Consider the following 25,425-nt stretch of genomic DNA (forward strand, 5'->3'; position numbering starts at 1 on the left):
TCAACAAAGTTGTCGATTGATTAGTTGACTGATAATGAGATTTATCAACAAATAGATTGATTAGTTTCAACGATTGCGTTGACGGCCATTAGGGACGGAGAAGGCTATAAGCTGGAATTTTGCAGGATAATGCTGCTTTTCGGCTAATCCTCTTCTTACCATGCTACGTCTCTTCCTGCTTATTCCCCTTATCATACCTACGTTTGTTTTCGCACAAACTACCGACGACTGGAACCGCTTACGGCGTTATGCCGATGAAATAGGTATCGACAGTCTTTGCGATCAGCCCGATGCGGTTTGCCTGACGGCTTATTTCACCCAGATTGTCTACGGCAAACCCAGCCCGAGACTTAGCTACCAGGGTTTACCTGAACACATCGATACGCTACGTATCAATCGTCTTACCCAGCAGTTTTTGTCGGGGGCGGATTGGTGTCCCCTGCTGGATTCCCTCGAATCGCACGATCGCGCGTATCGGCAGTTGAAAGCCTACTGTATGCGTTGTCTGGTTGATGACTATATGGCTGATTCATTGACGATTGAACAGGTCAAATCGAGCCTGAACGTTTATCGGTGGCTGAACCGGTTTCCGGCCGATAAACGAGTTGTTGTCAATATTCCATCCGCAACGCTACGTGTCATTGATCGGGAGGGCACTACGTTGCTTAGTAGCCGGGTCATTGTTGGAAAACCTAAAACACCGACTCCTCTTTTTACGGCCCAGATTACCAATATCGTTACGTATCCGTACTGGAATGTTCCGCGCTCCATTACCATCAACGAGCTATTGCCTAAAATCCGGAAAGCACCAGCAACCGCGCTGGCCGATATGAACTTGCAGATAATCAATGCCAAAGGCGCTATTGTTCATCCGGATTCTGTAAATTGGTCTGTTCGTAACGCACAATTTCCCTATCGGTTGCGGCAGTCGACGGGCTGCGATAACGCATTGGGGCTGATGAAGTTTACGATAAACAGCCCATACGATATCTATCTCCACGATACAAATCAGCGGGGACTGTTTGCCAGTGCGAACCGAGCGCTTAGTCATGGCTGTATTCGGGTAGAAAAACCGGTTGAACTGGCTAATTTGCTGTTAGGTGCCCGACGTTTTGATCCGTCCTTTTTACAAAGCCGGGAAAAACAGATAAGTCCGAAAACGATCCAGCTGCCGAAGGCGGTTCCTGTTATCATAACCTACATGTTGCTCGATATGGATGAGGCAGGAGCCATAACTGTATACCGGGATGTCTATAACTGGTGGCGGCTGGCGTTGTAGCTCTTTTCTGAACCTCTTTGCCCATGCTCAATCAACCCTCTTCTACGTCCAAAAGAACAGCACTTTCACAAGGCCTGACGTCGGCCGAAGTGGAACAGCGCCAGCAGCGATACGGTCTTAATGTGCTGGATACGGTGCAGGCCGATAGCTGGCTTACCGTATTGATCCGGCAATTTAAAAGCATCATCGTTTGGGTGCTGGCCGCAGCCGCTATTGTCTCCTTTGTGCTGGGTGATTCGGCTGAAGGGTTGGCCATTTTGGCGGTGCTGGCGATTAATACCATCATGGGCTTTGTGCTCGAATGGAACGCCAGCCAGTCGATGCAGGCGTTACGTCAGCTGGACGTAACGGTCGCCCGTGTGATCCGAGACGGAAAAACGCAGGAAATTTCATCGGAGCAAATAACAATCGGCGATCTGCTATTGATCGAAGCGGGCGATGTGATTGTGGCCGATGCTGAACTGGTAGAGGTTCACCAGCTTGATGTAGATGAGTCGACTTTAACCGGCGAATCGCTGCCCGTTGCCAAAACAACCGAACCGGTGGCTGATGACGCGCCTTTGGGAGACCAGTATAATCGGTTATTCAAAGGAACCGCTGTTACGGCCGGGACAGGCCGGGCGCTGGTGACCGCCATTGGCAGCAAAACTGAATTGGGAAAGATCGCTCAGCTGGTGACGGAATCGGAACAGACGGCCACACCACTGGAGAAAAAGCTTGATTCGCTGTCGAGGGTACTGATCTGGGTTACGTTCGGCCTGACCGGATTGTTTGCCGTGGCCGGATTCCTACGGGGCGAAGCGCTGAAACCATTGATCGAAACCTCGGTCGCACTGGCCATTGCTGCTATTCCTGAAGGACTTTCGGTAGTGGCTACCATTACGCTGGCCTATGGTATGCTACGGTTAGCTCGAAAAAAAGTATTGGTGAAGCGATTGTCGGCCGTTGAAACGCTCGGTGGGACAAGTGTTATTCTTACCGATAAAACCGGAACGCTCACCGAAAATCGTATCGAGGTATTTAGTTTACAGCTGCCCGGCCTGCAGGAAGATCTCTACGCGGAGCTGAAGAGTAACACCGTTGATCAGAACCTTCCTGAAGGAGACGCGCTTGATCGACTCATGCTGGTTGGAACACTCTGCAATAATGCAGAGGTTGATTTCGAGGCTGAACAGCCGCGCGAATTGGGTGATCCCGTAGAAGTCGCTCTGCTGAAATTCGCGCATCGGGCCGGTCAGCCAATCGATGCCATTCGGCAGGATTATCCTCGTTTGGCTGAGCAGGCGTTCAGTTCCGATACGCGTATAATGGCAACCCTGCATGAACATAAGCTGCGCTACGTAGTGGCGGTGAAAGGCGCTATTGAGGAGGTAATGGCGCGTTGTCCGGGGTTATCGGGAGAGCAGCGCAGTCGCCATCTACAGCGTTCTGAACGAATGGCGTCTGATGGTTTGAGAACCCTCGCGTTTGCGTATCGGGAAACGACAGAAAAGCCTGATGATGATACGTTTGCGCAAAGCAATCTGACTTTTGTGGGACTGATTGGGTTTCTCGATCCGCCACGACTGGCGGTTACGCCTGCCTTGCAAGCCTGCCGGGAAGCGGGCATTCGGGTCGTGATGGCAACCGGCGATCATCCCAGTACAGCACTGACCATTGCCCGACAGGTAGGGCTTGTTGATGCCGAGACAAAACTGGCGCTGACGGGTCGGGATTTGAAACCGTTCGATACGTTAACGGCAGAAGATCGGGAGCAACTACTACGTTGTCAGGTGTTTGCGCGGGTTAGTCCGGCTCAGAAGCAGTCATTAATCGACTTTTATCAGCAGCAGGGTAATGTGGTGGGCATGACTGGCGATGGGGTTAATGATGCGCCTGCGCTGAAGAAAGCCGATATTGGTATTGCTATGGGGCTTCGCGGTACACAGGTGGCAGCCGAAGCGGCCGACCTGATTCTTAAAGATGATTCGTTTACGTCGATTGTTCGGGCGATAGGGCAGGGGCGGGTCATTTTCGAAAATATCCGCAAGTTTGTCCTGTTCCTGTTGTCGTGTAATCTCAGCGAAATTTTTGTAGTGGCGCTGGCTGGGCTGGTTGGCCTGGGCAATCCACTCTTACCCTTACAAATTCTGTTCGTAAACATCGTTACCGACGTATTTCCGGCGTTGGCGCTTGGGGTTGGTCGTGAAAATGGTACGTTGATGAAGCGCCCTCCCCGGCAACCCAACCGACCACTACTCGACCGGGCCGACTGGCGACTGGTAGTGCTCTATGCATTCATCATTACGGCGGCTGTGCTGGGAGCGTATCTGTATGCGCTGAACGAATGGAACTACACAGCCGAGCAGGGCAGTACCATCGCTTTCTATGCCCTCTCCTGGGTGCAATTGCTGCATGTTTTCAACCTGTATTCGGGCAGACGGGCCTCGTTGATCAACAACGAAATAACCCGAAACCGTTACGTGTGGCTTGCCTTACTGGTTTGTGTGGGAATACTATTGCTGACATACTACGTACCTGTACTAATTCAGATTCTCGCTATTCAGGCCCTTGACAGGAAAGCGCTTTTATTGATCGTTGGCGCGGGTTTATTTCCGGTACTGGTGATTTGGGTGGGACGTCAGATTCACGCACGTGTACGGTAATCGCTGCCGTTTCTGAGTGGTGTTCAGCATGCCTTATAAGATGATTGTTAATTGATTATAAGCGAACTTGGGGTTGTGCGGTTTATTCACGATGTTTATTGGAAACCCACTACGCCTTATGCATTATTTCGCTACGTTACTAGTCATTTTGACCATTCATGGTTCGGTATTCGCGCAAAAACCAAGGGCGCGTGACATCGGTATTCCCTTTACGGGTACGCCCGGAAAATATAATGCCATCACGGACGTAAAAGGGCTGGAAGTAGGCTACAGCACCATTGTATCGGGGCAGGGGAAAAATGTGCGTGGCAAAGGTCCGGTACGAACTGGTGTAACGGCTATCCTGCCCAGGGGTAAGACCAACAATCCCGTGTATGCGAATTGGTATACGCTGAACGGAAATGGCGAAATGACCGGCACTACGTGGATAACCGAGTCGGGGTTTCTGGAAGGGCCTGTTATGATTACCAATACGAACAGCGTCGGTACAGTACGCGATGCCGTCCTGAAATGGTACGTAAAAACGGGTTGGTACAAAGAAGATTTCTGGTATACGTATCCGGTCGTAGCTGAAACGTATGATGGATTTCTGAACGACATCTATGGTTTCCATGTCAAAGAAAGCAACGTTTTTGAGGCATTGGATCAGGCGAAATCGGGAGCCATACAGGAAGGTAACGTAGGAGGAGGTACCGGCATGATGTGTCTGGGTTTCAAAGGCGGCACCGGCACCGCTTCTCGGCTGGTGAAAGTAAAGGATTCAACCTATACCGTTGGGGTATTGGTACAGGCCAATTTTGGTCGGAAAAGTAACCTGACTATTGCGGGCATGCCAGTTGGCATGGAATTGAAGGATACACTGAATTATGAGTTCAAGGCACCGCCTTCTTACCAGCCGGGCGATGGTTCTATTATTGTTGTTGTGGCTACCGATGCGCCTTTACTACCGCATCAGTTAAAACGTATTGCGGCCAGAGTGCCGTTGGGGGTCGGTATTGTTGGTGGACGTGGAGAAAATGGGTCTGGCGATATTTTTCTGGCTTTTTCTACGGCGAACCCTGGTGCTTTTCAGCGGGATAAGTTTACGACACTCGTGGAATTGCCGAACGATCAGATTAATCCGCTTTTCGAAGGCACGGTGCAGGCGGTCGAAGAAGCCATTATCAATGCGATGGTTGCTGCTGAAACCCTGGAAGGTATCAATGGCAACAAGGCGTATGCACTGCCGCACAAGTCGGTTATTAATCTGCTGAGAAAGTATAACCGGATTAAGTAATCCCTGACATTACCGAGAAGCTGTTCATACCTTTCGCCCCTTAAGAAAGAATAGGCTTAGTACCAAACTATCTTTGGTGGTCACCCAAACAAAGTGGTGAGGGTGGATTAAAAACAGGAAGCTGTTAGGTGCCTGACACCGTGTTTAATGCGTGTTCCCACCCTCCGCTTTGACTTACATCGAACAGTTTGGTAGGCCTTGAGCCTGTGTGCATGATGAGGATGAAGGCAAAGCCCACTGAGTACTAAAAGTAAGCACAATGATAACTAATTACATCGGTATCGACATAGCCGCCTACTCGTTTGTATCGGCTCAAGCCAAGCTCACCACGGGCTACCGCCTACAAACCTGGGCCTACAAAACACCGGCTCAGATCAGTCAGTTTGTCGCTAGTCTACAACCCCAAACCGACCATTGCGTGCTGGAGGCAACGGGCAAATATCATCTCCGACTGGTCAATGCCCTGATTCAGGCTGGCATCCGCGTTTCCGTAGTCAATCCCTTGTCTGTCAAACGCTTCGGTCAGATGCTGACGAGCATCACCAAGACCGATGCCCGGGATGCAGTTCTGTTAGCCCGATATGGGCAGCAACAACAGCCTCCCGCTTACCAGTTGCCCTCGGAGCAACACCAGCAATTGAGCCAACAACGCATGGTACTCAATCAGTTGGAGCAGCAGATGCAAGCCCTTCGCAATCAGCAGCATGCCCTGAACTTGGAGCCAAACCCAGACTCGTTTAGCCAGCAGATGCTAACCGACCAACTCGACCATCTGGCCGATGGGATTGCCCGCCTTAAAGAGCGAATGAGCCAACTTGTTGGTGAACAGCATCCACAGAATCATCGGTTGCTAAGCAGTATTCCTGGCTTTGGCTCGGTGACGATTGGGGCCTTTCTGGAGGTACTCTCAGGCTTTGCAGACTGGCAGCAAGTCGACAGCCGTAAAGCATTCGTGAAGTATATAGGCTTGGCCCCCACGATCCACGAGTCGGGCTCATCGGTGCGCAAAGCTAGTCACATCAACCAATCGGGGGTTCCCTGGCTACGCCAAAAACTATGGCTTCCTGTCTGCACCGTCGCGATTCGCTTGAAGGGCGATTCGGTTTTTAAAGAGTTGTATACCCGCTTGCGTCAAGGGGGTAAGTCCTTTAAAGCAGCCATTATCGCCGTAATGCATAAGTTAGTTCGGGTGGCCTTGGCCGTACTTCGCTCGGGGAAGGAGTTTGATGCCTTACTCAACCTGCCTCCAAAAGAAAATTTGGCTTTGGCCTTGTAAAATTTGACAGTTCATTAAACTTTTTTGTCATTCCGACGAAGGAGGAACCTTCGGGTGAAGATTATTTTACTGGATAATCCGAAGGTTCCTCCTTCGTCGGAATGACAAAAAAATAAAATCAACAGCTTAAACAGGTTCCATAAAAATAACCAGCCCGGAAGCCCAGACTGGTTATCAACACTCACACTAGGTTCATTTATCCAACCACGACACAATCGTCCGGCAACCGTTGGTGTTCCAGATAGGTAAGATTGTTGAGGGTTGTGTTCGCGATTTGCTGCATAGCCTCCCGAGTCAAAAAGCCCTGGTGCGAGGTGACCAGTACGTTTGGCTGATGCGTTAAATTATTCAGGTCGGCATCGGGTAACTCTTTATCAGACCAGTCGCTGAAAAAGAACTCATCTTCCAGTTCGTAGACGTCCATGCCCAGCGCTCCCAGGCGGCCCGTTTGAAGGGCTTTCAATACCGCAGGCGTATCGAGCAGGCCGCCCCGACTGGTATTGATGAGATACGCGCCCGGTTTCATGCGGGCCAGTGCTGCTGTATTGATGAGATGATACGTATCTGATTTCAATGGACAGTGAAGCGAGATCACGTCTGATTCGGCCAGTAGTTCATCCAGCGGCAGGTACTCTACGCCAAGCTGTTGCAGTACCGCAGAACGAACTTTATCGTAGGCTAGAACGTGGCATCCAAAGCCGAGCATAATCCGGGCAAACGCTACACCAATCTTGCCAGTACCGATGATACCGATCCGCTTTCCGTACAGATCAAATCCCATCAAACCGTCGAGCGTGAAGTTGTTACGTTTCGTGCGCTGATAAGCTTTATGGATTTTCCGGTTCAGGGCCATCAGTAACGTAACGGCATGTTCGGCAACCGAATGGGGCGAGTAAGTCGGTACGCGCAGCACGCGGATTCCCAACTGCTGAGCCACCTGAACATCGACCTGGTTGTAGCCTGTGCAACGTAACGTTACCAGCCGGATGCCGACATCGGCGAGTGCTTTCAGGGTGAGTTGGTCGAGTTGATCGTTCACGAAAACGCAGATCGCCTGATGACCAGCGGCCAGGTAGGCCGTTTGAGGTGTTAGAGCCTGGTGCAGAAACGTGAGCTGATGTCGGCCGTTTGCATTGGCCGCTTCCAGAAACGGCTGCTCGTAGGAATGGCAACTATAGAAAGCGATTTTCATGGCGATTAGGCAGGTTGGAGCGAGTAGCTGTGGTCGTTCAGTCGGTAAAGTGTCGATGTTTTGTGCGTTGCCAGAAAATCAGCAGGAAGGTCGGCCAGCTGGTCATCCACGAGTACGTAGTCGTAGTAACGTAACAGCAGATACATTTTCAGGGCAAGCTCTGGCGACGAAAAAAGCGTTTCGGGTTTCGCGTTACGTAGCATGGCCAGCCAATGGTCAAGGCGGGCTGTTGCCTGTTGCTTGGCCGTACGGCACGTTTCCTTATTCAGGGTGATTCCTGCGTCGACACCGTATGGATGGACAACGGTTATGCGAATTGTTTCATCGCTATGAGTGTCTACCCAACGACGTAGTGTGAGGGCGGAATCGACGGAGCAGTTGGTAATGAAACAGGCCGTTTTCATAGAGGGGCTGGGCTTACGTAACGATACAAAAATAGCCTGCCCGTTCGCCGTGGCGAATGAGCAGGCTTAGCTCGTAACCTGATTATTATCAGGCTACCAGTTGGCCCGACGTAGCCGGTCGGGTTGCAGAACACGGATGCCTGAACCTACCAGTTCAATCAATCCGTCCTGTTTAAATTCGCTCAACGTTCGAATCAGCGATTCGGTAGCCGTGCCAACAATCGACGCCAGATCATCGCGCGACAGCTGAATCAGCCCCTGTGGGTGATTCATTGCCTGTTGCTCGTGTAAACGGAGCAGCGTATCGGCCACCCGCCGACGTAACGAACTGTAGGCCATCGTGACCAGTTGTGTTTCGCGCTCACTGATCCGTCCGGCCAGTAGCTTTATAAATTGCTGACCGACTTCATTATTAGCCAGCAGCAGTTGTTTAAAATCGTCGTTGGGGATATAGACCAGCTCCGAGTCCTCCAGCGTAACGGCCGAGTCGGTGTATTCGGTGTTCTCAAGCAGAGCGAGGTAGCCGAAAAAGTCGCCTGCATTGTAGAGCCCCGTGATTAATTCCTTACCATCAGCGTTGGTACGTACCGTTTTAACCTTTCCCGCTTTCAGGAAATACAGCCGGGTTGGTTCGTCGCCTGCGGTATAGACGTATTGTTTTTTATGAATCTGGTGAACTTTGCGGTCGGCCGATAAACTGTCCAGATTGCCTACTTTCTGCGCGTCGTCCAGGAACTGATTGAGGCCTTCCTGCTGAAGATTATAATCGGGTTTCAGCTCGACTGGTTTCATGGTCTGGAAACGGTTCAGACGACCTTCAATGGCGCTGAGCAGCTCCGACTCATCGAACGGTTTGGTCAGGTAATCGTCGGCTCCCAGCTCCATACCTTTCCGGAAATCAGTACGTTCGGTTTTGGCCGTCAGGAAAATAAACGGAATACCAGCCAGCTGGGGGTTTTTATTGAAAATATGGAGAACGCCGTATCCGTCCAGCACCGGCATCATGATGTCGCAGATAACCAGATCGGGACGGGTTGCCAGTGCTTTCTCGACGCCGATTTTACCGTTTTCGGCAGTCAGAACGGTGTAGCCGGTCAGTTCCAGAATTTCGGCGGTGTTTTCACGAATGGCATCATTGTCTTCAATTAAGAGGATGGTTTTCATACGGTAACGTTAAGGTGACGGTTGTTCCCTGATTTAATTCACTGTTGAGTGTGACGGTTCCGCCCATCAAATCAATATATCGGGCTACAATGTGCAGGCCAAGTCCGGTTCCAGGCGTATTGGATACGTTTTTGGCCCGAAAAAATCGCTCAAACAAATGCTCCTGATCTTCCTTCGAAATGCCAACGCCCTGATCAATAACCGAGAGCGTCAGCAACTGATCGGCGCAGCTACCCTGAACCACAACGGTGGAGTGATCGCCGGAATATTTGATGGCATTCGACAGCAGGTTGACCAGAATTTTACGTAACAGCGAAGGATCGAGCCATACCTGATCAGAACAGGCCAGATCGATCTGAATCGTTTGGCCGGTTTTAAGCATGCCCTGCATATCGCTCACGACCTCCTGAATAAGTCCGGATAGGCCGACAGCTACTGAGTTGGCGGTGATTTTTCCCTCTTCCAGCCGCCCGACGGACAAAAACTCTTCCAGAATATCGTTGAGGTGATTGACCGACGACCGAATACGTTGCAGATGCTTCTGCCGCTTATCCTGCTGGTCGCTGTTTGGGTATTTCTCGATCAGCGTGGCTGACGTCAGGATGGTGGTCAGTGGCGTACGAAATTCGTGAGAGGCCATCGACACAAAGCGCGATTTCAGCTCGCCCAATTCCCGTTCGGCGGTGAGTGCTTTGGCCAGCTCGTCTTTCGACAGTTCCAGCTGTTCGAGCGTATTCATCAGCGCATGCGTACGATCGGCTACTTTTTGTTCCAGGTCGGCATTCAGTCGTTCGATCCGGTCGCGGTGGGCGAGTAGTTCACGTTCAGCTTCTTTTTTGAACGTAATATCGATCAGGTAGGCAACTGCGTAGAGTTCGTCGTCCATCCGAAAATAGCTCAGGCTGACTTCTACCGGAAATATGGACCCATCTTTACGGCGGGCGTGCAGATCGCGGTTATGGCCCATAGACCGAACCTGCGGATTTTCGTTGAAGGATTGCCGAAGTCTCGCGTGGTAATGGCTCACTTCGGTCGGTACTAGCCTATCAATCGATTTTCCCAGCAGCTCGTCGCCCGGATAGCCCAGCAGTTGTCGGGCCAGCTGGTTGACCGACACAATTTGTCCACTTCGGTCGGATACGATAATGCCAATCGTGGCATTGGTGAAGACCGCTTCGTAGCGCTGAACGCTCTGTTCGAGTTCTCGCTCGGCCTGATGCAATCGGCCCTGATTGATCAGACGTACCAGAAAATGAGAAGAGTTTGAGTCATTGATAGGAATAATGACCAGCAGGCCCCAGAAATGGGACCCATCCTGACTGCGAAGTTCAATTTCCTGTTCGTACCGTTCCGAATGCTGGATCGTTTCTATCAGTTCGGCACGCTGCTGGTCGGTTTTTGGAAAGATCAACAGCGACCTGGCCCAGGCAGCATCACGTAAGAAATCCTGCTCTGAAGCAAAGCCAGCCATGTGTGCTCCCGCCTGGTTGACCCGGACAAATTGAGCCAGTTGCACATCGTACAGACCAATGAAATCGTCGCTCTGTTCAAACAGTAACTCAGTCAGATTAACGGAAGGAAGGTTCGAATACATGGAAAATAACGCTGAAATGGTAGCCTACTGTGTAGAGTAGGCTGGTTAGCGAAACTAATGCAGATTCCAGCAAATCTGTCAAAAGTCAGTTGATTTTTTGACAGCCATCATACAAACTGGCTTGCGGGTATGGCAATTTTACGGACAATTCTCTTGTTCCGGCTATCCGGATAGTTGACTTATGGAACTTAGCACCCCGCATCCGATTATTGTGCCCGCCAAAACGGCCGTACTGCTGGTTTTTATGCCACCAGTAGTAAGTCGTGAACATAGTGGTCAACGAGCATCATTGCTACGGCTTATGGAACTGCTTCAACAGCAGGTAGGGAACAGGGTGCGTGTGCTGAAAATCGATGAATCAGCGCACCCCGATGTTGTCCGGAGTTTCGACGTACAGGAGCTGCCTGCCTTTGTGCTGGTGCAGCAAGGCGTGGAATTATGGCGTCAGGAAGGCGTTGTGTCGAAGGGCGATGAAATGACGTACCTGCCTCAGCTAATCGAAATGATCAGTATGTATTGACATTTACCGAGTAGCTTCCACTGTAGCCCCGTGGCATACTGGGATTTCTTGCCCGGTTTTATCAGTTATCGTGGTGGGCATATACACACCACGAATCAATAAAAAGAGGGCAACCGCAATCGTAAATAGCGGAGTAAACAAAGCGAATTTCTGCCGTAGCGCCGTTGGAAACAGATTCGGAAGGGAGCGGACAGTCAGTAAGGCGGGAACCGTTCCCAAGCCAAATAAGCCCATATACATAGCTCCCGTGTCGGCCTGGCCCGTGGCAATAGCGCCTGTCAATGCTACGTATATAAATCCGCAGGGCAACAATCCATTCAAAAAGCCCAGTCCTGCAAAAGCCGATAAGGTCGGACGTTGTAAAAACCGGGCCATCGGCTGAGTTATCCACCGACTGGCCCGATTAATTGTGGATAACCCGCTCAGTCTGCCACGCTTAAGCACCATCCAGAGTAACAGGAAAATACCCGCTCCAATAGATACGGGACGTTGCAAGCCTGCCAGCAGAAGCCCCTGACCGATGGTGCCGACAAACAGCCCCAGTCCGGAGTAGGCTATTATACGAGCCATGTGATAAAGCCCGATGGCCAGCTTCCGCTGCGAATGAGGTAACCGGCCAATAGGGAGGGCCATCGCCAACGGGCCACACATGCCAACGCAGTGCAGGCTACCAACCAGGCCGGTTGTGAGGGCCGCTGTCCACCAAAGCTCTTGCATGGGTTATAGTTTATAGTTTTCAGTTTTTGAGTTTATAGTGGCTGACGCAAGAGAACTGCTGACGCGTCAGCCACTATAAACTCAGAAACTGAAAACTCTTTACAAGTAAAGATCCTGTTCGGAGTAGTAGTCGCGCTGCCCATCAGACCAGGTAAATTGTATGCGCCAGAAGCCACGGGCCAGTTTAGCGGTTGAAACGGTTTGCTGGTTGGTGTGGATCGCTGGAATTGCTACGTTGAAATCCTGATGACGATCCGATGGACGATAGAAATGAATCTGGCCCCGACGTAGCGTTTCGGGCAGCGAAAGCGTAACTTTTTGGGCAGCTTCCTGGTAATCAATGGCTACTGGTTTACTTTTATGCGCATTAGCTACCTTGTCGATGTGTTGCTGATAGGCAATTTCGGTCTGGTAATAATCGTCGCGAACCAGATCGACATTTTGTCGGCACATCCGGTAAATCATGACGCAAATGAATCCTGCAAACAGGACGAACGATACGACAATGGCTTGTCCCCAGTTCATAGTTTTATGTATTTAGTGTCAGTTATTGACAGGTCCTAAAAATTTTGTTTCGATCTGATCGATTGTTTTTCCGTTCGACACTACGTCGATCTGAAGAACGGTGCTGTTTTCGTGAATGGCTTTTTCGGGTAAGCTGATAAAGAAGGTGCCTTTGGTCAGCTCGCCCGCTGAAATCGTTGACAGCGGCTGAACGAAACGAATCGTGGCGTCGGCCCGATTCAAGCGAAACTGAACCGGCATGGGCTGGTACGTCTTGTTCACAATCTCGATCAGGTACAGATTCGATACGTAACCGCCCGATTCGCGCTGAAATAATTGGCCGGGTGCTCGCAATACCGTTACGTCGACCGGCGAGCGGTAAATCAGCATAAAGCCCAATATGCCCAGTAAAATGGCCAAGGCCGCGCTGTAGGCCATGATCCGACCCGTGAATCGGAACGGTTTCCCTTCTTCGATACCCCGTTGCGAGTCCATTCGGATCAGACCCGTTGGCCGACTGACCTTAGTCATTACGTCGTCGCAGGCGTCCATACACAGAGTGCAGTTGATGCATTCCAGTTGGGTGCCATTCCGAATATCGATTCCCATTGGGCAAACATGCACGCACAGTTTGCAGTCGATGCAATCGCCTTTTGGTGTGGCTGGGGCAGAAATAGGCTGGCTGCTACGTAACGGTTCTGCTACGTGGTCGCCCTGGTGCGTTGCGCTACGTTCCTTTTTGCCACGGGGTTCACCACGAACGAAATCATAGGCAACTACCAGCGAGTTTTTATCAAGTAATACACCCTGAAGTCGGCCGTAAGGGCAGATAGTGGTGCAGACAATCTCGCGAAGCCGGGCAAAAACCAGGTAAAAAACACCCGTAAACACCAGCATGGATGTCAGTCCGGCTATGTGTTTCGTGGGGTCGTCGGTGATTAACAGCAACCATTGATCCCGCCCGATGATGTAAGCCAGAAACGTATTGCTGATGAGGAACGAAATCAAAAAGAAAACGCCATGTTTTAGACTTTTTTTGACGGCTTTCTCAGTTGTCCAGGGGCTGGCATCGAGACGTTTGCGGGCATTGGTGTCGCCTTCGATCCAGGTTTCGATTTTTCGGAAAATAATTTCCATGAAAATCGTTTGCGGACATGCCCAGCCGCACCATACCCGGCCGTATACCACCGTAAATAGCGAAATAAAAACGATGAACGTAACGAGTCCGAAGGCAACCAGATAAAAATCCTGGGGCCAGAAGGGCACGCCAAAAAACACAAACCGGCGCTCGAGTACGTTGAACAGAAACAACGGATGCCCATCGACCCAAACAAACGGACCGGCAAACAGAGCCACCAGCAGGACAATGGCTACCAGCGTCCGCCAGCGGGTGAATTTACCCGTAACACTACGTGGATACAGCCATCGCCGACCGCCCGATGCATCAGCGGTTGGTAATACGTTCCGAAAGTTAGACGATGAGGAAGCGATGTCTGTATGCATAGTCTTTAGTTGAATGGAGTTGTCTCAGACAACCTAATCATTTAATTAGCCATAGCGACGGGGGCGCCAGCTGTCTCTTTTTCGCCCTGAGGCTCTTTGGCACCGGCTGGTTTAGTACCCTGCAACGACAGGATGTAGCTGGCTACCTGCTGAACCTGAAGCGGATTGAGTTGCTTTTTCCAGGAAATCATCCCTTTGTCGGGTACGCCTTCCGTAATGGTGTGGAATACGGCTTTCATGTTGCCGCCGTGCAGCCAGTATTCGTCGGTCAGGTTGGGTCCGACTACGCCTTCGCCGTTGGCACCGTGACAGGCAGTACAATATTGCGTGTAGAGCGCTTTGCCCGATTCAATTCCTTTGGTGTCCTTCAACTGCGTAACCGTACTTTCATTGATCGAACCGGCCACTTTTTTGATGTATTCTTCGCGCTGTTGCTCGGCTACGGCTACTTCCTGCGTGTACTCTTTGATCATGATATCGCCGGAGCCAATAACATGGTAAACAAGCAGGTAGATCACCGCAATCGCGATGGTTCCGTAGAACAAACCCATAAACCAGGGCGGAGTGGGGTTGTCGAGTTCGGTAATGCCATCATACGCGTGCTCCATCATCAGATCTTTTTCCTGACTAATCGGACGCAGGCCCGACACTCGTTGCCAGAACGAGCGCGTATCGGCTGGTTTGGCAGGAGCGGGGTTGAGTGTTTTTTGAAGGATAACCAGTAAATACAGGGCTACGGCTCCGACCAGCACAATCCCAACCAGCAGGAAGATGGCCAGCATCACCAGCGCCAAATCTTCTCCTGAGGTCAGCGACCAACCGGATAGGCTGGGGTCCAGGAGAAGTAATTGTTTATGGAGTGAAATGAATAGATGCATAAAAGGGAGTGCGGTTAATCAGTTGACGAATCATCGAGTGGCATCCGACCCATTTGCTGGATGTATGTCTTGTCGACCAGCAATAGGTAGAGGCCAACCAGAACAAAAAAGGCCAGGAAGGTGAGGAACGAACCGACCATATAGATGTCCGCACCGGGAATCTGGGATATGAATTGCTTGAACATGAGTCTTGGGGAAGATGGCGTATAAATGATGAATGATGCTGGATTGAAACGAGGTCCGTTATCATCATTCATCATTTATACGTCATGATTATTTTTCCATTTTTTTGATGTCCGTGCCGAGTCGTTGCAGGTAGGCAATCAGGGCAACGATTTCGCGGTCTGGTTTAACCTTGATGCCGTCTTTAGCCAGTTGATCGCTGATTTGTTTGGCCTGGATGTTCAGGTCTTCGTTGGCATAGCTGATCGATTGATCGTCGTACGGAACGCCAACTTTTTGCAGCGCTTTCATCTTGTCCGACGTGTTGGATACATCCAACGGTTGATCCAGCAGCCACGGATAAGGTGGCATAATCGATCCCGGCGACATGGATGTTGGGTCACGCATGTGGTGGTAGTGCCAGGAGTCCGGGTATTTGCCGCCCTCGCGGTGGAGGTCTGGACCGGTTCGTTTACTGCCCCACAGAAATGGGTGATCGTACACAAACTCACCGGCCTTGGAGTATTCGCCGTATCGTTCGGTTTCGCTACGGAACGGACGTACCATCTGACTATGGCAGTTTACGCAGCCTTCGCGGATGTATAAATCACGTCCCTGCACTTCCAGAGCGGTGTAGGGCTGAACCGCTGCAATGGTCGGTACGTTGGAACGTACCATGAAGGTCGGTACCAGCTCGACGAGCGAACCAATCAGAATCACAACGAGCGAGCCGATGAGCAGCGGAATGGGTTTACGTTCAAACCAGCGGTGCCAGTACGTATCGCTACCCGTTGGTACGTAAGCTTTGGTCAGCGACATGGCTTCGGCATTCTCGTTTGCCACCAGTTTGCCAGCGGCCATCGTTTTGAAGAGATTATACGCCATCAGAATGGCTCCCAACAGGTAGAACGTACCGCCCACGGCCCGCATACGGTGCATGGGCAGGAGTTGTAGCGTCGTTTCCAGGAAGTTAGGGTATTTCAATACGCCTTCGGGGGTAAATTCCTTCCACATCATACCCTGGGTGAAACCGGAGACATACATCGGAACGGCGTATAACAGAATTCCTAGTGTGCCCAGCCAGAAGTGGGTATTGAGCAATTTTTTCGAATAGAGTGGAGTGTGGTACAGGCGAGGAATAAGCCAGTACAGAATGGCGAAGGCCAGGAAGCCGTTCCAGCCCAAGGCCCCAACGTGTACGTGGGCCACAATCCAGTCGGTGAAGTGGCCAATGGCATTAACGTTCTTGAGCGACAGCATGGGGCCTTCGAAGGTGGCCATACCGTAGGCGGTTATACCCACGACCATAAATTTCAGGATGGTATCTTCCCGCACTTTATCCCAGGCACCACGTAGCGTGAGCAACCCATTGATCATACCACCCCACGACGGGGCAATGAGCATAACCGAGAAAACAGTTCCCAGCGACTGTGCCCAGTCGGGTAGCGATGTGTAGAGCAAATGGTGTGGACCGGCCCAGATGTAGATAAAGATTAGTGCCCAGAAGTGAAGAATCGATAGTTTGTAGGAATAAACCGGACGGTTTGCCATTTTGGGGAGGTAGTAGTACATCAGCCCCAGAAATGGCGTCGTCAGGAAGAAAGCCACCGCATTGTGGCCGTACCACCATTGAACCAGTGCATCCTGTACACCCGCGTAGACGTAGTAACTTTTGAACAGGCTAACGGGCATTTCGTAGGAGTTGACGATATGCAGCACGGCTACCGTAACGAACGTAGCGATGTAAAACCAGATAGCTACATACAGATGGCGCTCCCGACGATTAATGATCGTGCCAAACATATTGATACCAAACACCACCCAGATCAACGTAATGGCTATATCAATGGGCCATTCGAGTTCGGCATATTCGTGGGAGGTGGTCAGTCCCAGCGGCAACGTAATGGCGGCCGCTACAATAATGGCCTGCCAGCCCCAGAAATGAATCTTACTCAGCAAATCGCTGAACATCCGGGTTTTGCAAAGCCGTTGTATGGAATAATACACACCCATAAAAATGGCATTACCCACAAAGGCAAAAATTACGGCATTCGTGTGCAGGGGACGAATCCGGCCAAACGTCGTGTATTGAGTGCCAAGGTTAGCGGCTGGCGCAAACAGCTGGGTTGCTGCAATAACACCGACCAGCATACCCACCAGCCCCCAGATAATGGTAGCGATGGCGAAGTCACGAACGATGCGGTTGTCGTAGCTGAAATACTCCAGATGCGGACCGTCTTTCTGCCCTAGTGTCGTTCGGTCAGAGGAGATAATTGTGGGCGGTTTTTGTGAGACATTCATAGTTTTAACAGGCGGTTATGCAGTAGCGTCGGTGGAAGGAGTTGGTTCATTATCGTCAAGGAGAATGCGTATGGAAGGTGTATACAAATCATCCTGCTGACCCGTACGCATGGACCACCAGAAAGCGCCGAGGAAACCAAGAGCCAGCATCAGACTGACGCCGATCATGAAGAATATAATGTGCATACTCATACGGGTTTGATGCCCCAAAAGTGCGGCTAATTCGATGGGGAGCGTATGAGTTTTGTCAGGCTTGTAGCTGATAGAATTCAGGTGAGAAGAGTGGCTGATAAAAGTCATTCGGGAGGCTGACGTGCATCAGCCTCGGGCCCAACCGGCAGAATTACTTTTACCACCGAAAGTTATTTTACCTCTCTTATCATGACCGACAAACTGATCAGTTCACCACTGGGTGAAGAACCGTCGCTCGTTCAGAACTGTCACCACCAGAACCAGGTTTGGGCGACAGCTATTGCCCACTACGAACAGGAGATCGATCAGCTGCTGACGCTTTTATCGGATCTGCTCGATACCCATTCTTATCAAAATTTACGTCACCGTGCCTTTGCGTATCATGGGTCGATGAATCATTTGAAAAGCCGCTTTCAGCGGCTTCGCCTTGATATGGTCTGCGAAAGTCTGGTTTGTATGCCTACCGGATCACAGACTTGTCGGGAGCCACGATTTGGTCTGTACAAAACGATTGAGTCTCATTTTCAGCTGTTAACGGACGAATTTAATCGCGTTAAAGCGGGCTGTTATCAATTCCTGTCTGTGGTCGTAACGCTGAATATCCTCTAAATTATCTTATTGGTGCCGATACGGTCGGCGCGTTTCTTACATGATTATTCTAGCTTTTTTTCTGGCTCACTGGTATCTGTCGGTACTGATGCAGACCATCTTTCTCCACCGTTACGCTGCCCATCAGATGTTCACCATGAGCAAAGGCTGGGAGAAGTTCTTCTACGTACTGACCTTCATTGGACAAGGGTCGTCCTTTTTGAGTCCGCGCGCCTACGGAATCATGCACCGGTTACACCACGCGCATGCGGATACCGACCAGGACCCGCATTCGCCGGAGTTTTCCAAAAATCTGTTCGATATGATGTGGAAAACCAGGATCTATTACAACGATATCCTGAACAACCGGGATTCGATTCCGGCGAAGTTCAAAAAGGGGGTACCCAACTGGGAATGGATGGAGCGATTCGGTGATCGTTGGCTGGTGCGACTGGCCTGGGGCACGATCTACACGCTAGTTTACATTCAGTTTGCGGTATCTCCCTGGTTATTTCTGTTGTTGCCGATTCATTTTCTGATGGGCCCAGTTCATGGGGCTATTATCAACTGGTACGCACATCGGTATGGCTATACCAACTTTAAAGTAAATGATACGGCTAAAAACCTGCTCCCGTTCGATTTCCTGATGATGGGTGAATCCTATCACAACAATCACCATAAATACGGTGGAAGAGCCAACTTCGGGGGCTTTCGCTGGCATGAGTTCGACCCGGCCTATCCATTACTGAAAATTCTGCACGAATTGAAAGTGATCAGACTCCGCTTTGGCCGCGACGAAGCGTATATGTAAATTCCGCACACTGATATGATAATGCACAGTAGTAACCAAAGAGGATCTCAATTCTGTTGACAGAGAGAAACGGTATCGCCCAACGATAAGGATTCTGACCGGGTAATTCCAGTTCTGGTTAAATTGGGGCCAGTTGTATGACGCTCAATTCGTCAGATACTTCTGATCCGGCTTACTAATGAACTACAAACTTGTAATTTTTGACTTTGACGGTACGTTAGCCGACTCCTTTCCGTATTTCTTACGGACCGTTAATAAGCTGGCCGTTACGTATAATTTTCCAACGATCAATACGGACGATGTGGATCAGCTCCGGGGGCTCGATGCCCGGCAAATGATGAAACGGGCTAAGTTGCCCGCCTGGAAAATACCGCTCATCGCCCGCTCATTTATTCGGATGATGGCTGACGATATTGATCAGATTCAATTATTTGACGGGGTGCCTGCATTATTAAAGCAACTGGCCGACGCTGGCGTCCGACTGGCGATTGTTAGCTCAAACAGTGAAGCCAATATTCGTCGGGTGCTTGGCCCAGACCTGGCCGCACTGATTACGTATTATGGCTGCGGTACGTCGTTGTTCGGAAAACAGCAAAAGTTCAGAAAGGCGATGAGCAAAAGCAGCGTTCTGTCGTCAGAAACACTGTGCGTTGGCGATGAGGTTCGGGATATGGAGGCTGCCCGCGAGGCCAGCACTACGTTTGGTGGCGTGGCCTGGGGATACACCCGAGCCGACGTATTGCAGAGCTATACCACCTGGCCTCTTTTTCAGACACCCACTGCTATTTTACAGGTAGTTCTTGGATAGGAGATTCAACGAAACGTTTTGCCATTTCGACGCAGGAGCAATCTTCAGGTACTAATAAAGATTGCTTAACGCGAAGATGCTCCTGCGTCGCAAGGACAAAAAATAGTTTGAGCGGCCCAGATACGCCATGTCTCAAAGACATGGCGTATCTAATTTATCTAATTAATGCTATACCGCTTCTGGCTGTAAATCAGCGGTGGCGATCTGGGTTTTCCAGCCCTGCGGTTCTTCACTGGGGGCCGGTATTCCCCACGGGTTATAGAACGGAATAATGGCTACCCAACGACCTTTAGGGTCGTCCCAGCTAAAACGGTCGGCAAAGCTGGATGGGCTGACCCAGTGTGGCAGATCGTACCGGAATAGAATCATATCCCCCGCATTCTGGTGCCCTTCAGTTTCAATAATGGTGTCGTTGATGACGTAACCCGTACCGCCGGAGTGATAATCTTTCCCGTACTGGTTTAAGGCTAGAATCAAGCCAACCTGTTGAGGGTTCAGCGGATGCCAGTGACGTCCGAAAAACGAACCACCCAGCGGGTAATGCGTAATCTGCGGGTGGAAATAGGGTTCGCCTTCGGCCCGGCGACCTAGTGGTACGTCGTTGTTGGTCAGCCGGTTCCAGAATCGATTCATGGGGCCAAAAACCGACAGAAGTGTTTGCTGCAAGTCGGGTTGGAGCGCCGGTATGTTTTCAAATGTATGGTCGTGGAAGAGTTGCGGAGCTTGCTGGATATTGCTGATATGCAGCCGGTGTTTATGCGCATTCGACATAAAATCATCGGGCTCCTGACGTAGTGGTTCCTGTTTCGACCAGGCCAGCGTTGCATCGATAACCTGCTGTAAGGCATCGGCCGGGAATATGTTTTTGACAATAACTACATTGGGTTCGTTGACCAGCTGCATCACATCATCGTAAGGCAATTCGGTGACGATTCCGCCATTTTCCAGGCGACCTTCCAGCGTAATGAAGTAATCGGCTATTTTTTTCATGCTTATGTACGTAATGAATGTATGGAAAGATGAGAGAGATTAGTTTCTGCTAGGTCGCCAGCTACGCATACCGATGGTAGCAATGGCCAGCATAGTGGCGGAGCTAACAGGCATCAGAATGGCCGCTACTACGGGCGAAAGATGGCCGGTCAATGCATACGATAGACCAATTAAATTGTAGAGTACCGACACCCCGAAGCTGAACCGAATCAGGCGCATACCAAACCGCGTATACCGTAGCATATCCGGCAGGTTTTTTAGCGAAGACGCTTCCAGAATGGCATCGCTGGCAGGTGTGAACTGGATTGTATCGTCGGTAACGGCAATGCCCACATCGGCCTGTTTCAGCGCTCCGGCATCATTCAGTCCATCGCCGACCATGAGCACTTTCCGGCCTTTCTGTTGCAGATGATTGATGAAGGCCAGTTTTTCTTCCGGGCGGCAGTTGAAGTGCATCTGGCCAGGTCTTGGAAACCATTGTTTCAACTGGGCCTGAGTCGAATCGTTATCGCCCGACAGCAGATAAAGCTGATGTGAGACCCGTAAGTTGGTGAGCATCGCATCCAGGCCGGTACGATACTGGGCCGAAAACTGAAAGTATCCTCTGTATTGCTGCTCGATAGACACATGAATCGTTGTGCCAGCCATCGCCGACTCCGCTGTCGTTACGTACTCGGTATTGACAAAGGATCGGGATCCAACTTTCACTACCCAGCCGTCTACAATTCCCAGAATGCCATTACCGGGTAATTCGGTAAATCCTTCCACCGGCACCGATTGGCTATCAGCTAGATAGGTAGCCAGTTTTCGGCTAAGCGGGTGGGCTGACTGACGTACCAGCGAGGCTACCAATGAGCGTTCGTAGGACGTTAAGGACTGCACAAACGATTCGATGATGGTCGTGTTTTGCTGGGCATTTTTAACCTCGGTCAGTGTTCCGGTTTTATCAAAAACGATGGTGTCGCAGGCCGCCATCTGCTCAATAACTTCCGCATTTTTGAGGTAAAGCTTCTGCCTGCTCAGCTTTCGAAGGCCATTGCCCAGCGCAAACGGATACGACAGCGAGAGCGCACACGGACAGGCAATGATGAGAATAGCCGTAAAAGCGTTGATCGCTCGCGAAGGGTCGTGTTGCATATACCAGTATAGCCCAACCAGAGTTGCCAACGTAACGACTGTCAGGGTAAAGTACTTTCCAACCGCGTCGGCAAAGGTCAGAATTCGGGATGGCGCTTCTTTTTTAAAGGCATCGTTGTTCCAGAGCTGTGTCAGATAACTCTGTGATACGTCACGCACGACTTCCAGTTCAATAGCTTCCCCGATTTGTTTACCCCCGGCATACAGCAGTGCGCCCGGCTCTTTAGCTTCCGGCTCCGATTCGCCCGTCACGAAGCTGTAGTCGATCATGGCCTTCCCTTTGTACAGAATGCCATCGGCTGGAATCAGCTCCTGATTTCGTATCTGAATCCGGTCGCCTTTTCGGAGCTGTGCCACAGGAATCACTTGCGGCTGTGAACGAGCGGTAGTAACTGGCGCGGCTGGTGATTGATACGTAGCGTTTTGGGTCGTTTCGGATTCGGCGCTACGTCCCAGCACCGTAACGGCCATTGGAAAATAGGATTTATAATCGCGCTCGAACGATAAAAAATCATGCGTGCGCTGCTGGAACCACTTGCCGCATAACAGGAAAAAAATCAGACCAGTCAGCGAATCGAAATAACCAGCGCCGTCGAGAAATAGCACTTCATAGGAACCCCGAAAAAAAGCGACTAGAATACCCAGCAAAATAGGGAAGTCGATGTTGATAACGCCCTTTTTTAAACTCTTCCAGACCGATTCGAAATAACCCGAAGCGGAATAGAATACGGCCGGTAAGGCCAGTGCCAGGTTCAGAATGCCGAACGTGTTTTTGAGCGAAGGATCATCCAGTCCCAGGTATTCCGGGAAGCTGAACAGCATGATGTTACCGGCGCAAAAACCCGCTACCGCCAGTCGATACAACAGCGGACGATAGGTCGGTTTCTGCTGTTCCTTCACCACATCGTTGAGACTGATCAGTGGTTCGTAGCCAATGGAACTGAGCAATTCTACTACCTGACGTAGCGTCAGTTTATCGGGCTGATACGTAATATGAACCTGCTTTTTCAGAAACTCTACCCGCGACTGCTGAATGCCGGGGTCAATACGATACAGGTGTTCGAGCAGCCACAGACATGAACTACAGTGAATAGTAGGAATATAAAACGTTACCTTGGCCACCGACGCGCTGGAAAATTCCAATAGCTGGGCCGCAATATCGGGGTGGTCCAGAAAGTCGAGTCGGCTGGAGGCTGTGCTGGCCTGGCGTGAGCCGTTGGGATTGAGCGTATTGCCGGGCCGATTTGTTTCATCGCCCGACACTATGGCGTAATACTGACAAAGCTGATGCTGGCTCAGGATGCTGTAGACGGTCTGGCAGCCGTCGCAGCAGAAATGCTTCTCATCGAACAGAATATCATGGTCGGTGCAGTCATTCCCGCAGTGGTAGCATTGGGTTGATGAAATCGTTGCCGTGTTCATACCTCAGAAATTTGCGGCAAGTTGGCAACCTCTTATCTGGTAAACCCTGATGAGCATCAGTTTTCGACCTGATACGACTCAGGGTTTCTCGATGCTGATCTGCCCATTTTTGCTATCGAACAGCAAAGGCGGTAGGGTTGGGGAGAAGTCATGGTGTACGCGAGGAAATCTGACTATTGTGCTCTTCTCTCTGCTCTCTCGTTTATCGGCTCTTCTCTGATTTTTATGAAATCGCTCATTCAGAAATATAATGTTCCCGGCCCACGCTACACCAGCTATCCGACGGTGCCGTTCTGGGACGACGCTACGTTCAGTGAAACGGCCTGGGTCGCCAATCTGCAACAGGCTTTTTCGGTAAGCAATAAAACCGCCGGAATCAGTGTATACATTCACCTGCCGTATTGCGAAAGCCTATGTACGTTTTGCGGTTGCAACAAACGGATCACTCGTAATCACGGCGTCGAGTCGCCCTACATCGATGCGTTACTGAACGAATGGGCGATGTACTGTAAACTACTGCCCGAGCCTCCCCGAATTGCTGAACTTCATCTGGGTGGCGGTACACCAAGCTTTTTTTCGCCCGAACAACTGAACCGGCTGTTGAGTGGTATTTTCAGCCGGGCCTTACCGACCGAATCGCCTGACTACGGCTGGGAGGGGCATCCGAACAATACAACCCGCGATCATTTGCAGGTTCTTTATGAGTTCGGCTTTCGGCGGGTGAGTTTTGGTGTGCAGGATTATGATCCGGTGGTGCAGAAAGCCATCCATCGAATCCAGCCATTCGGGAACGTACAGAACGTAACGGATTGGGCGCGGCAGATCGGCTATACGTCCATTAGTCAAGATCTGGTATTTGGTTTGCCGTTTCAGACAACAGACTCGATTGTCGATACTATCCATAAAACCCTGACGCTACGTCCCGACCGTATTGCTTTTTATTCGTACGCCCACGTTCCCTGGATTGAGGGGGTAAACGGTCAGCGGGGGTTCAAGGACAGCGATCTGCCAACTGCTGATCAGAAACGACAGCTGTATGAAACTGGTCGCGATCTGCTGGAACTGGCTGGCTACGTAGAGATCGGCATGGATCATTTTGCTTTGCCGCACGACTCGCTGTATAAGGCGCTGGAAGCTGGTACGTTGCATCGGAATTTTATGGGCTATACAACCACCCGAACGCGTGTTTTAGTGGGTCTTGGCGCTTCCTCAATTGGCGATGTTTGGTCGGCATTTGCGCAGAACGAAAAGAATCTCGATACGTATATGAGTCGGATAGCTGCGGGCGAACTGCCGCTACTACGGGGCCATGTGCTCGATGATCAGGATCAGTTCTTACGGCGCCAGATTCTGGCTATTATGTGTACGGGCGAAACGCACTGGCACCTCGGTAGCTGGTCGAAGCAGGAGTGGGCGACGTTACGTGATCGTCTACATGCGTTCTGGCTCGATGGTCTGCTGGAATACGATGCAGAAGGGTTGCGGGTAACACCAGCAGGACGTCCCTTTCTACGTAACATCTGTATGGCGTTTGATGAGCGACTTAATTATGCTCAGCCCCAGACTCGTTTGTTTTCGCAAACCGTTTAACCATCCAGACTATGCTGGCGTATCTGAGCGAAGAGGTGATTGACCATATGCTTACAAACCAGTGGTTTGGTCGGTTGGGATGCGCGGCTGGTCATGAAGTTCTGGTTGTACCGGTTACGTATTTCTACGACGGACAAAACATTTATGGCCATACGCGCGAAGGCTCCAAAACACGATTGATGCGGCAAAATCCCAATGTATGCCTGGAAATAGATGAGATTGTTTCACCAACGTTCTGGCGTAGCGTCGTCGTGCTCGGCACCTTTGAAGAACTGGCCGGCGACGAACGTTCCGGTGTTTTGCAGCGATTAGGACAGCGACTACCGCCCTTGTTTGTTGATGAAATAGCCGCCATCCAATCAGATCAGGCCGATAACGTAGCGACGCCAACCGTTGTCTATCGAATACGGATCACCCAAAAAACAGGTCGTTCGCTGCAGCGATCCTGATAGGTTGATGTAGAGCCTGGCTG

The 25,425-nt window shown here is 50.8% G+C and carries 24 protein-coding genes; 11 read left to right on the plus strand and 13 right to left on the minus strand.

From position 1 onward, the window contains the following. The first annotated feature begins 160 nt into the window (after positions 1–160). The 4 genes from GK108_RS04190 to GK108_RS04205 all read left to right on the plus strand — a co-directional run bounded on the left by GK108_RS04190 (position 161) and on the right by GK108_RS04205 (position 6,476). On the plus strand, positions 161–1,279 hold the full coding sequence (locus GK108_RS04190; protein ID WP_163943208.1) for a L,D-transpeptidase family protein: 1,119 nt from the start codon (positions 161–163) through the stop codon (positions 1,277–1,279). A 23-nt stretch (positions 1,280–1,302) separates the two neighbouring features. Further along, positions 1,303–3,924, plus strand: a complete 2,622-nt coding sequence (locus tag GK108_RS04195; RefSeq protein WP_163943209.1) for a cation-translocating P-type ATPase — start codon at positions 1,303–1,305, stop codon at positions 3,922–3,924. A gap of 118 nt (positions 3,925–4,042) precedes the next feature. Then, positions 4,043–5,200 (plus strand): DmpA family aminopeptidase, encoded by a 1,158-nt coding sequence (locus GK108_RS04200; protein WP_163943212.1) that lies wholly within the window; start codon positions 4,043–4,045, stop codon positions 5,198–5,200. A gap of 259 nt (positions 5,201–5,459) precedes the next feature. Further along, the gene (locus tag GK108_RS04205) at positions 5,460–6,476 is read left to right on the plus strand and encodes an IS110 family RNA-guided transposase (protein WP_163943215.1); all 1,017 of its coding nucleotides are present in this window, start codon (positions 5,460–5,462) and stop codon (positions 6,474–6,476) included. Between the two features lie 196 nt (positions 6,477–6,672). Here the strand turns inward: GK108_RS04205 and GK108_RS04210 are convergent, their stop codons facing one another. From GK108_RS04210 to GK108_RS04225, 4 genes are all read right to left on the minus strand, one after another. Continuing rightward, positions 6,673–7,668: a 2-hydroxyacid dehydrogenase gene (locus GK108_RS04210; RefSeq protein ID WP_163943218.1), complete on the minus strand. Its 996-nt coding sequence runs from the start codon at positions 7,666–7,668 to the stop codon at positions 6,673–6,675. Between the two features lie 5 nt (positions 7,669–7,673). Beyond that, positions 7,674–8,072, minus strand: coding sequence for a hypothetical protein (locus tag GK108_RS04215; RefSeq protein WP_163943221.1), 399 nt, complete (start codon positions 8,070–8,072; stop codon positions 7,674–7,676). A 93-nt stretch (positions 8,073–8,165) separates the two neighbouring features. Next, the gene (locus tag GK108_RS04220; protein WP_163943225.1) at positions 8,166–9,236 is read right to left on the minus strand and encodes a response regulator; all 1,071 of its coding nucleotides are present in this window, start codon (positions 9,234–9,236) and stop codon (positions 8,166–8,168) included. Further along, the gene (locus GK108_RS04225) at positions 9,214–10,830 is read right to left on the minus strand and encodes a sensor histidine kinase (protein ID WP_163943228.1); all 1,617 of its coding nucleotides are present in this window, start codon (positions 10,828–10,830) and stop codon (positions 9,214–9,216) included. The genes GK108_RS04220 and GK108_RS04225 overlap by 23 nt, the downstream gene beginning before the upstream one ends. Before the next feature lie 181 nt (positions 10,831–11,011). Between GK108_RS04225 and GK108_RS04230 the strand changes: the two genes are divergently transcribed. Then, the gene (locus GK108_RS04230) at positions 11,012–11,350 is read left to right on the plus strand and encodes a thioredoxin family protein (RefSeq protein ID WP_163943231.1); all 339 of its coding nucleotides are present in this window, start codon (positions 11,012–11,014) and stop codon (positions 11,348–11,350) included. 3 nt (positions 11,351–11,353) lie between these two features. Here the strand turns inward: GK108_RS04230 and GK108_RS04235 are convergent, their stop codons facing one another. The 7 genes from GK108_RS04235 to ccoS form a co-directional block, all read right to left on the minus strand. Continuing rightward, positions 11,354–12,067, minus strand: a complete 714-nt coding sequence (locus GK108_RS04235; protein WP_163943234.1) for a sulfite exporter TauE/SafE family protein — start codon at positions 12,065–12,067, stop codon at positions 11,354–11,356. 99 nt (positions 12,068–12,166) lie between these two features. Beyond that, positions 12,167–12,592, minus strand: a complete 426-nt coding sequence (locus GK108_RS04240; protein WP_163943237.1) for a FixH family protein — start codon at positions 12,590–12,592, stop codon at positions 12,167–12,169. An 18-nt stretch (positions 12,593–12,610) separates the two neighbouring features. After that, on the minus strand, positions 12,611–14,074 hold the full coding sequence (gene ccoG, locus GK108_RS04245) for a cytochrome c oxidase accessory protein CcoG (RefSeq protein WP_163943240.1): 1,464 nt from the start codon (positions 14,072–14,074) through the stop codon (positions 12,611–12,613). Between the two features lie 41 nt (positions 14,075–14,115). Beyond that, positions 14,116–14,952 (minus strand): cbb3-type cytochrome c oxidase N-terminal domain-containing protein, encoded by an 837-nt coding sequence (locus tag GK108_RS04250; RefSeq protein ID WP_163943242.1) that lies wholly within the window; start codon positions 14,950–14,952, stop codon positions 14,116–14,118. 14 nt (positions 14,953–14,966) lie between these two features. Continuing rightward, the gene (locus GK108_RS31065; RefSeq protein WP_170305373.1) at positions 14,967–15,137 is read right to left on the minus strand and encodes a hypothetical protein; all 171 of its coding nucleotides are present in this window, start codon (positions 15,135–15,137) and stop codon (positions 14,967–14,969) included. An 88-nt stretch (positions 15,138–15,225) separates the two neighbouring features. Further along, positions 15,226–17,415 (minus strand): cytochrome-c oxidase, cbb3-type subunit I, encoded by a 2,190-nt coding sequence (gene ccoN, locus GK108_RS04255; protein WP_163943245.1) that lies wholly within the window; start codon positions 17,413–17,415, stop codon positions 15,226–15,228. Positions 17,416–17,430: 15 nt separating this feature from the next. Beyond that, entirely contained in the window at positions 17,431–17,715 is a 285-nt protein-coding gene (gene ccoS, locus GK108_RS31520) for a cbb3-type cytochrome oxidase assembly protein CcoS (RefSeq protein WP_394366268.1), read from the minus strand. An 81-nt stretch (positions 17,716–17,796) separates the two neighbouring features. Here ccoS and GK108_RS04265 point away from each other — a divergent pair, with 81 nt between their 5' ends. The 3 genes from GK108_RS04265 to GK108_RS04275 all read left to right on the plus strand — a co-directional run bounded on the left by GK108_RS04265 (position 17,797) and on the right by GK108_RS04275 (position 19,814). Beyond that, positions 17,797–18,216: a hypothetical protein gene (locus GK108_RS04265; protein ID WP_163943248.1), complete on the plus strand. Its 420-nt coding sequence runs from the start codon at positions 17,797–17,799 to the stop codon at positions 18,214–18,216. Positions 18,217–18,256: 40 nt separating this feature from the next. Beyond that, entirely contained in the window at positions 18,257–19,006 is a 750-nt protein-coding gene (locus GK108_RS04270) for an acyl-CoA desaturase (RefSeq protein ID WP_163943250.1), read from the plus strand. Positions 19,007–19,184: 178 nt separating this feature from the next. Further along, a complete protein-coding gene (locus GK108_RS04275; protein WP_163943253.1) occupies positions 19,185–19,814 on the plus strand; it encodes an HAD-IA family hydrolase in 630 nt (209 codons plus the stop codon). Positions 19,815–19,982: 168 nt separating this feature from the next. Here the strand turns inward: GK108_RS04275 and GK108_RS04280 are convergent, their stop codons facing one another. Both GK108_RS04280 and GK108_RS04285 read right to left on the minus strand, forming a co-directional pair. Continuing rightward, on the minus strand, positions 19,983–20,804 hold the full coding sequence (locus GK108_RS04280) for a hypothetical protein (protein ID WP_163943257.1): 822 nt from the start codon (positions 20,802–20,804) through the stop codon (positions 19,983–19,985). Positions 20,805–20,843: 39 nt separating this feature from the next. Next, positions 20,844–23,363 (minus strand): heavy metal translocating P-type ATPase, encoded by a 2,520-nt coding sequence (locus GK108_RS04285; protein WP_163943260.1) that lies wholly within the window; start codon positions 23,361–23,363, stop codon positions 20,844–20,846. A gap of 49 nt (positions 23,364–23,412) precedes the next feature. Here GK108_RS04285 and GK108_RS04290 point away from each other — a divergent pair, with 49 nt between their 5' ends. Genes GK108_RS04290 through GK108_RS04300 form a run of 3 tightly spaced genes read left to right on the plus strand, consistent with a single transcriptional unit; the run spans position 23,413 to position 25,402 of the window. Then, positions 23,413–23,583: a hypothetical protein gene (locus GK108_RS04290; RefSeq protein ID WP_163943263.1), complete on the plus strand. Its 171-nt coding sequence runs from the start codon at positions 23,413–23,415 to the stop codon at positions 23,581–23,583. 5 nt (positions 23,584–23,588) lie between these two features. Continuing rightward, on the plus strand, positions 23,589–24,953 hold the full coding sequence (hemN, locus tag GK108_RS04295; protein ID WP_163943266.1) for an oxygen-independent coproporphyrinogen III oxidase: 1,365 nt from the start codon (positions 23,589–23,591) through the stop codon (positions 24,951–24,953). An 11-nt stretch (positions 24,954–24,964) separates the two neighbouring features. Beyond that, positions 24,965–25,402 carry a pyridoxamine 5'-phosphate oxidase family protein gene (locus GK108_RS04300; RefSeq protein ID WP_163943269.1) on the plus strand — a complete coding sequence of 146 codons (438 nt, stop codon included), beginning with the start codon at positions 24,965–24,967 and terminating at the stop codon, positions 25,400–25,402. Positions 25,403–25,425 lie beyond the last annotated feature (23 nt).

This window comes from Spirosoma terrae, from assembly GCF_010435915.1.
GTDB classification, from domain to species: Bacteria; Bacteroidota; Bacteroidia; order Cytophagales; family Spirosomataceae; genus Spirosoma; species Spirosoma terrae.